At 68.2% G+C, this 7,805-nt stretch carries 7 protein-coding genes; 1 reads left to right on the top strand and 6 read right to left on the bottom strand.

From position 1 onward, the window contains the following. Nucleotides 1-806: secretin N-terminal domain-containing protein (locus GXB81_RS29720; RefSeq protein ID WP_346777828.1), on the bottom strand; the 806-nt coding region annotated here is incomplete at its 3' end. A gap of 104 nt (nt 807-910) precedes the next feature. Between GXB81_RS29720 and GXB81_RS29715 the strand changes: the two genes are divergently transcribed. Further along, a complete protein-coding gene (locus tag GXB81_RS29715) occupies nt 911-2,011 on the top strand; it encodes an ATPase, T2SS/T4P/T4SS family (protein WP_167044100.1) in 1,101 nt (366 codons plus the stop codon). Nucleotides 2,012-2,079: 68 nt separating this feature from the next. Here the strand turns inward: GXB81_RS29715 and pilV are convergent, their stop codons facing one another. The 5 genes from pilV to GXB81_RS29690 all read right to left on the bottom strand — a co-directional run bounded on the left by pilV (nt 2,080) and on the right by GXB81_RS29690 (nt 7,681). Continuing rightward, nucleotides 2,080-3,741: a shufflon system plasmid conjugative transfer pilus tip adhesin PilV gene (pilV, locus tag GXB81_RS29710; protein WP_205991088.1), complete on the bottom strand. Its 1,662-nt coding sequence runs from the start codon at nt 3,739-3,741 to the stop codon at nt 2,080-2,082. Further along, complete coding sequence (pilM, locus tag GXB81_RS29705) at nt 3,734-4,213, bottom strand: type IV pilus biogenesis protein PilM (protein ID WP_205991087.1); 480 nt, start codon at nt 4,211-4,213, stop codon at nt 3,734-3,736. The genes pilV and pilM overlap by 8 nt, the downstream gene beginning before the upstream one ends. Before the next feature lie 55 nt (nt 4,214-4,268). Continuing rightward, the gene (locus GXB81_RS29700; RefSeq protein ID WP_205991086.1) at nt 4,269-4,820 is read right to left on the bottom strand and encodes a type 4 pilus major pilin; all 552 of its coding nucleotides are present in this window, start codon (nt 4,818-4,820) and stop codon (nt 4,269-4,271) included. A gap of 121 nt (nt 4,821-4,941) precedes the next feature. Next, nucleotides 4,942-6,018, bottom strand: a complete 1,077-nt coding sequence (locus tag GXB81_RS29695; RefSeq protein WP_205991085.1) for a type II secretion system F family protein — start codon at nt 6,016-6,018, stop codon at nt 4,942-4,944. Then, nucleotides 6,008-7,681 carry an ATPase, T2SS/T4P/T4SS family gene (locus tag GXB81_RS29690; RefSeq protein ID WP_205991084.1) on the bottom strand — a complete coding sequence of 558 codons (1,674 nt, stop codon included), beginning with the start codon at nt 7,679-7,681 and terminating at the stop codon, nt 6,008-6,010. The genes GXB81_RS29695 and GXB81_RS29690 overlap by 11 nt, the downstream gene beginning before the upstream one ends. Nucleotides 7,682-7,805 lie beyond the last annotated feature (124 nt).

Below are 7,805 nucleotides of genomic sequence, written 5' to 3'. Positions count from 1 at the left end.
GGCGGCACCGGCGGCGGCACGTACGGGCCGTTGCTCGCGTTGCCGTTCACGTCGTTGAGCGGCGTGGCGCGCGTCACGCTGCCCGCCCCCGCGTGGCCGCCGCGGTTGCCGTTGCCGCCTTTACCCTGGCCCTGGCCTTGCCCCTTCTCGCTGTGCGGATGGTAGATGTTGTTCAGCACCGCCGCGACGCCCTCGAGCGTCACCTTCTGGCCGTCGAGCGGCACCGTGCGGTCCTCGGCCCACGCGTGGCGCAGCGGGAACACCCGCACCTCGGTGCCGCTCACGCGCGCGGCGTTGCTGTCGAGCCGGTTCGCGACCGCGGTCACCATCTGCACGTAGCGCGGCGGTCCGCTGACGAGCGCCGTGCCCTGCGCGGTGTCGTAGACGATCGGGAAGCGGTCGTCCGAGATGTGCAGCCGGTCGAGCGCGTCGCTCAGCGACGCGGTGTCCGCCGTGTCGAGCTTCACGAGCGTGCTCTGCAGATCCGACGCGGCCGTGATATCGAGGATCTCGCCGTCGAAGTACCAGACGAAGCCGAACGACGCGGCGAGCGTGTCGATAAAGCGGCGCGGCGGCAGATGGAACTTGCCGCTGACCGTGCCGGTGACGTCCGGCGCGATCCGCGTCGGAATGCCCTGACTCGAACCGAGGTCGCGCAGCACGTCCTTGATATCCTTGCCCTCGGCTTCGTAGTCGACGATCGCCTTCTTCCAGTGCACCGGCGCCGCGCTGGCCTGCGGCGCCACGCCGCAGGCCGCCAATGCCGCGCAGACGGCGAGCGCCCTCAATCTACCGGCGAACTTCATTGCAGCCCCCGCTGGGACAACGAATTCGCGCCGGCTTCCCCGACACCTCTGAGATTTTTCATGTAAGTTCCGTCTATCTTCGAATTACCAGGACACCCTCGGCCATGAACGCCCCGCTGCCGGAGCGCCGCGACCTCACGCGCGAAATTCTCGAACTGATCGACCTGCGTCAGACCTTCACCGACATCCACATCGAGCAGGACCGCCCGATCATGATCAAGGCGCCGCGCGGCTGGCTCGCCGTCGGCGAGGAGCCGGTGCTGTTCGACGAAATGGTGCCGACGCTCGCGGCGATCGAGCCGGACTGGGAAGCGCATCTGCAACGCGGCGCGATCGATCGCCCGTTCGTGCTGACGCGCTGCCGGCTGCGCTGCAACATCTACCGCACCAACGGCGGCCGCAAGCTGGTGATCTCGATTCGCCGCCTGCCGCTCGAACCGCTGCCGCTCGACAAGCTCGGCCTGCCCGCCTACGTGCGCTCGATGATCGACAGCGCGAAGGGGCTCGTGCTCGTGACGGGGCCGACCGGCTCCGGCAAGACCACGACGATCGCGTCGCTGCTCGAACACATCAACCGGACGCGCAACGCCCACATCATCACGATCGAGGAGCCGATCGAGTACGAACTCGAAGGCCGCTCGTCGATCGTCTCGCAGCGCCAGGTGCCGACCGATACGCCGAGCTTCCCGGCCGGGCTGCGCGAGGCGCTGCGCCAGAAGCCCGACGTCATCATGGTCGGCGAGGTGCGCGACCCCGAGACGGCCGAAACGGCCCTGCAGGCCGGCGAATCGGGCCACCTGGTGCTCGCGACGATGCACACGGCGAGCGCCGTCGGCACCATCACGCGGCTGCTGTCGTTCTTCCCGGCGGAGCAGCGCGAGCGCTACGCGGCCGCGCTCGCGAACTGCCTGATCGGCGTGATCTGCCAGTGCCTCGTGCCGACCCAGGACGGCGAGAACTTCGTGCTGGCGAGCGAACTGCTGTTCAACAACAACCAGCAGATCGCCGGCATGCTGACCGACCCGGCCAAGCTGCCGTACCTTGCCGAGTTCATGAAGCGCAAGGAGGACAACATGTCGCGCCTGCTGAACGACCATCTGTTCAGCCTCGCGTCGAAGCAGCAGTGCCTGCCGCGCGACGTGCTGCGCGCCGCCTACAGCCGGCTGGAACTGCACGAGATGCTGCAGACGCTCGCGCCGCACTGACGCGGCGCGCCCCGTCGCCGCCCGGTTTCGGGCAGCGGCGGGCGCGGCAGCACCGGGCCGGCGGCGGATCAGTAGGTTGGCGTGATATTCCACGAGGTCACCACTCCGGTTGCCGGGAAGATGTTGTTGCCCGTGCCGCAGTAACTCGGCTGAAACGACGCCGGGTTCGCGCTGCCATACAAAATCCAGAACGTCGTCAGGCGTACCTGGTAGCCGTTCTTGTTCAGCGGCAGCGCGTTCGTCATGTTCACCGGCACGTTCGCGAGATCGCCCCTCACCCGCGACGACTGGTTGACGACCTTCGCGACGACGTTGCTGCCGTCGGGCAGGTCCAGGTTCAGCAGTTCGACGAGCAGCGTCACGTACCCGCCACTACCGCCCGTCAGGTCCTGTGGCGCGCTCGGACAGGACGTCACAAACGCGTCGTTCAGGTGCGACCACGCGTAGACGGAAAGGGCGCCGTTCGCGGGCAGTTGCGGCACGTTGCGCGTGACGACCGACTGGTAATAGCCCATCGTGTCGTCGTACGTGATCGCCCCGGCCTGCGTGCCGCACGGGAAATCGCTCGTGCCCGACTGGCCGACCTGCACCGCGCAATCGGTGTCGGTTGGGAACGGCTGCGGGTTGATCTCCGCCTGTGCCTGCCAGGTGCCGTTGCGGCACGACAGAACGCGCCCCGTCGCGTCGGTGGACACGAGCGTCGTGCCCGACGCCTGCGCCGGACAGTCCGCACCGAGCGTCTGCGCGTTGCCGAGCGCGAGGTTGCCTGCCTCGTCGACCGCGAGGGCCTGCCAGTCGGTGCCGTTAAACGTGTATGCGCGGTTCGTCGCGAGCGTCATTCGCACGTCGCCCTGGCTCGACGAAGCCGACGACGGCAGCACCCCCGCGTTAGCGACCGGCTCGCGCCAGTGAAGCGACGCCTGCGGGGTCCACTTGCTGCCCGTGCAGCTCAGCACGTTGCCGGTCGAGTCGGCCGCGATGGCGCCGGTCTGTGAGCAGTCTGTGTAGTCGGTCTGCTGCGCGAGCACGATCGGCACCTGCATCGTGTTCGCGGCCGGATTGCCGGGCACCGCGACGCGGTACAGGAAATCGGCGTTCTGCGTCTGCGAGCCGTTGTAGAAGATCAGGCTCGCGACGTGGCCGACACCTGTCTTCGTGCCCGAGCACGTCGCGCCGGCCGGGTTCGGCGTCGCGACCTTCCAGCTGCCGAACGCGCCGTTCGCCGCGCCGGACGGATTGTTGGCCGCCTGGATCGAGCCGCCGCCCGCCCCCGCATTCCCGGCGATATAGCCGAGTTCCGGATCGGGAATCGTCGTGCCGCCTTCGGTCACGAGCAGCGCCTGCAGCGCGCCCGGCTGGTCGGTGCCGTAGATCAGCAGGCACGGCGTCTGCCCATACGCGTTCGTCGCGCTGAGCGCGGACGGCAGGTAGGTCGACATCTGCAGCGGCGTGCCGGTCAGCTTCGCGACGACGGGTGTCGAGGCGTTCGCCTGCGTCGACAGCGCCGCGAAATTCTGTTCGATCAGTTGCGTCGCCGCCGCCACCAGTTGCGACTGGTACAGCGCGGCCTGCTGCCCGCGCGTGTCTTCGAGCGCCGAGTTTGCCATCACGGCGATGCCCGTCACGAGGATCGCCGCGAGCGCGAGGACCCCGAGCATCTCGATCATTGTGAAGCCGCGTGCGCGCAGGCGGCCGGCGAAGGAAGGCGTGATGCGGAGCGGCCTAGTCATATGCCTGGGCCATCCAAACCGGCATGCCGTTCGGAATCGTGTTCGCAAGCGCGGCCGGCAGCGGCACCGCCGGATTGCCGGGCGACACGATGCTCGGGCCGAGCGCGACGCCCGCGAGCGCGGAGCCCTGCGCAAGCTGCTCCATGCCGGTGATCGCGGCCGTCGCCGAGGCCTGCGTTCCGTAGACGACGACGAGACTGCCGGCCGCGTCCTGGTTCGGCTGCACGTAGTTCTGCCAGAGCGGCGTCGGCTGGTTCGCGCCGAGAAACGGCGCGAGCGCCGCCGCCGACACGCTGCCGGTAAACGTCGGGTTTTGCCGTGCGAACGCGATCACCGCCTGCCGGTACTCGCTCATGCCCGTCGCGAGCGCGACCGACGACGGCCCCGGCGCGAGCGGCGCCGTGCCGTGGTCGAGCAGCGCGTACGCGCCGAAAATCGCGCCGAGCGCGGCGACGGCCCACATCAGGTACATGAGCGGGTTCCGGAGAGCGAGCGGAGGAAGGCATGAAGCGGCGGGATCATCGTGGTCAGAGAGAGGTCCAGACGATTGTTACCGGCGCAGAGCCGCAGTCGGTCGCGGCCTGAGACGGCGCAATCGGCAGCGTCCCTTCCGTCGTGCTACCAATCTTGATCGACGTCCAGCCGCCACCACCCGTCACCGCGTTGACGCAGACAGACGCCGGCACCTCCGCGTATTGGATCGTAAAATTAGTGGCCGTACCGGCTACCGTGACAGCACCGCCCCAGCTGTTGGTCACGGCGCCGGCGCTGCTCACCGTGACCGTGGCCGGCAACACGCCGGCCGACACCAGCACCGTGTTGCTGAGGTCGGCGTACCCGCCCGACTGCCCCATATACAGCTTCTTCACGCCGGTCTGGATCGCCGTGACCTGCTCGGACAACTCGTTGGTGCTCGCGCTGCTGAACGCGCCGTTCAGCAGCGCGACCGCGCCGATCACGACGATCGCCGCGATCCCGAGATAGGCGATCGCCTCGAGCAGCGAGGCGCCGCGTTGCCGGCGGCGCGAGCGTTGATTCAGGATGGCGAAACGATTCGATTCATTCGTAGGGGTCTTCATGTGCTGCATGCTGTGCTCCTTCAGTTCGACAATCGGCGCGACGGGACAAGGGGTTGTGCGCGCCTGGCCATTCAATCCGATACCACCCTCACTACCCGGTCCCTCCCGCGGAATAAGTTCGTCAATGCAGGCTCCGTGCGAGCCCGGCGATTTCCTGCTGGATTCCGAAGAATCCGCTGATGAGCCACGACAGCACGAGCGCGAGCCCGACGATCGCGGCACCGTTGATGACCCGCATCTGCGCCTCGATCGTCTCGACGCCCTCGGTGATCCACTCGGTCGCGATCGACTGCAGTGCTTCGGCGAAACCCTTGTAGTCGGCGTACACGCACAGATCGTCGACGATCTCCGCCGACGGGAAGCGATAGCCGGTGATCTTCATCGCCTCGCCGACGTTGAGCCCGGACTTCACGCCGAACAGCACGTCGTCGATGCGCTGTCGCAGCCACGGCCGCGCATCGATCGCGAGCCGCGCGAGCGACTTCTCGACGGTGAAGCCTGCCGACTGCAACGACGAGAACGCGACGAGAAAGCCGCAACCGACGATCAGCCGGTAAACCGAATACGGCGGATAGCGGTCGAGCACGTTGCGCGTCTTGCCGGACCAGCGCGGCATCGAATACACGAGCAGCACAAACAGCAGCAGCGCGACGACGATGCAGTACAGCATCCCGCCCTGCACGAAGCGGGACAGTTCGTACAGCGAGCGCGCGACGCCGTGCCAGTGTTCCGGGCTCACGATGCTCGCGAAGCGCGGAATCACAAGCTTGCCGAACAGGTAGACGTAGCCGACCGTCATCGCGAGAATCACGACCGGATACGTGAGCCCGCCGATCACCGCGGCCCGGATTCGCCTGCTGTACTGAACGAGCGCGCAGACGTTGACCAGCGACGCTTCCAGGCGGCCCGACTGCTCGCCCGCCATCACGATCATCTGTTCGGCGTGCGGCACCCACCACGCCAGCGCTTCCGCCAGCATCCCGCCGTTCTGCACGACGCTGCGCCAGTCGGCGAGCGTCAGCGCGAGCGGCTCGTTCGGCTTGCGGCCCTCGTGCGACGCGCGCAGTTCCAGCTCCTCGAGAATCTTCAGCAGCGGCAGCCCGGCCGACAGCATCTTCGCGATCTTGCGGTAAAGCCGCATACGCGCCGGCGCGGTCAACTGGACGCGCGCCCAGCGGCGATTCAGTTCAAGTGCCATAGACGCTTTCCAGCGCGAGCGCACGCGCGCCGCCGTGTTGCGTCAGCGGCCCGACCACGCGCTCCGCCATGCGCGGATCGACGAGTCCGGCGGCCACTTTTTCGATCGCGTGCTGCGCGACCGTCTGCCCGCCGAGCTGCTGCAGCCAGTACTGCTGGGCATCGGCCTTGCGCCCGGCGCGCAGCAGTTCGAAGAACGTCGTGTCGGTGTGGATCACCTCGGCGAGCACCGTGCGCCCGATCGTGCCGTGCTTGCAGCACGGGCAGCCCGGCCCCGCGATGCGCACCTGGTCGAAGCGCGGGCCGACCGCCCGCTTGACGCGCGCGACGAGCCCCATGTCGAGCTCGTCCGCCGCCTCGGCGAGCGGCCGCGAGCAATGCGGGCACAGCAGCTTGACGAGGCGCTGGCTGATGAGGCCGGTGACGAGCGATTCGTCGGTGACCATCGCGAGCGGCAAGCCGAGATCGACGAGCCGGTCGACGATCGCGAGCGCGCCGTTCGCATGCACGGTCGTCCAGACCTGGTGGCCGGTCATCGCCGCGCGCAGCGCGCTCTGCGCGGAAGCGCGGTCGCGCACCTCGCCGATCATGATCGTGTCCGGGTCGAGCCGCATCGCGTTCGAGATCGCGGCGGCGAACGCGAGCGAGCGCACTTCCTCGGTCGGCGCGTTGACGACCGGCGTCTGTACCGCGCCCTCGATCGGATATTCGACCGGGTCTTCGACGGTGATGACATGGATCGAGCCGGCCATGTCGCGCAACTGCCTCGTCAGCACGCGTTGCAGCGTGGTCGATTTGCCGGAGCCGGTCGGCCCGCTGATGATGTTCATGCCATGCGGCTGCTGCGCGAGCAGGTCGAACGCAAACGCGTGCTCGCTCGTGAAGCCGAGGTCGGTCAGCTCGGTCGATTCGCCGGCGTCGTTGTAGAGCAGTCGCAGCACCATCAGATTGCCGACGCTGGTCGGCGCGGTTGCGATCCGCACCCCGAACAGGCGGTCCGGCAGCTTGTCGCGGTCGCCGATCGCCGCGTCCTGGCGCTCGTTCGGCTTATAGGTGTTGTCGGACACGCTCGACATCGCCGAGTACAGCGTCGCGAGCAGCCGCTCGCCGTACTCGCGCGTCTGCTCCGACACGCGCACCAGCTCGTTGTGGACGCGAAACAGGATTTCCGTCGTGAAGCGGTTCACGCGGATATGGATGTCCGAGGCGCGCTCGTCGCACGCGCGCGCGATCAGATTTTTCGCGACCACCTGCATCTGCGTGTGGTCGATGCGCTCGGCACTGCCGTCGCGGCGCTGCCCCTGATAGGCGCGCCGGATCGCGTCGAGGCTCACGAGCCGTGTCGCGTAGCGGCAGTTGAGCCGTTCGAGCCGGGCGCAGTACGACAGCACGAACGGATTCATCTCGTGGCCGTCCGCGACCAGCAGCGTGCCGTCATCGAGCAGACAGAGGAACTTGCGCTCCTCGCCGCTCGCCGCGAATTCGCCGTCGTCCGACAGCGGCCGCGCGTTCACGGGCGCGGCCTGCACGACCTGCAGCGGTACGTCGGCCGGGATGGCCGGCGTGACGGCCAACGCGGCGGCCTGGGCCTGAGCGTTACGCGACAACACCAGCGGCGTGACGGCTTTGGGCGGGTTTGCGGGCGGTACGGTCGGAGCGGCCATCACGATCACCTCAACGGAAGCGGCGGGAGCGGCGGAACGCCGGCAGGCCCGAGCGGGTTCGCGGCGACGTTGCGGAGGCCGCCGCGCGACGGCGCCGACACCGTCAGCATCGTGCGGTGCCCGT

The sequence above is a fragment of the Paraburkholderia sp. Ac-20336 genome (assembly GCF_017105025.1).
Lineage (GTDB): Bacteria > Pseudomonadota > Gammaproteobacteria > Burkholderiales > Burkholderiaceae > Paraburkholderia.
Note: the sequence above shows the minus strand (reverse complement) of the source record. Positions and strands in the feature narration are given on the sequence as shown.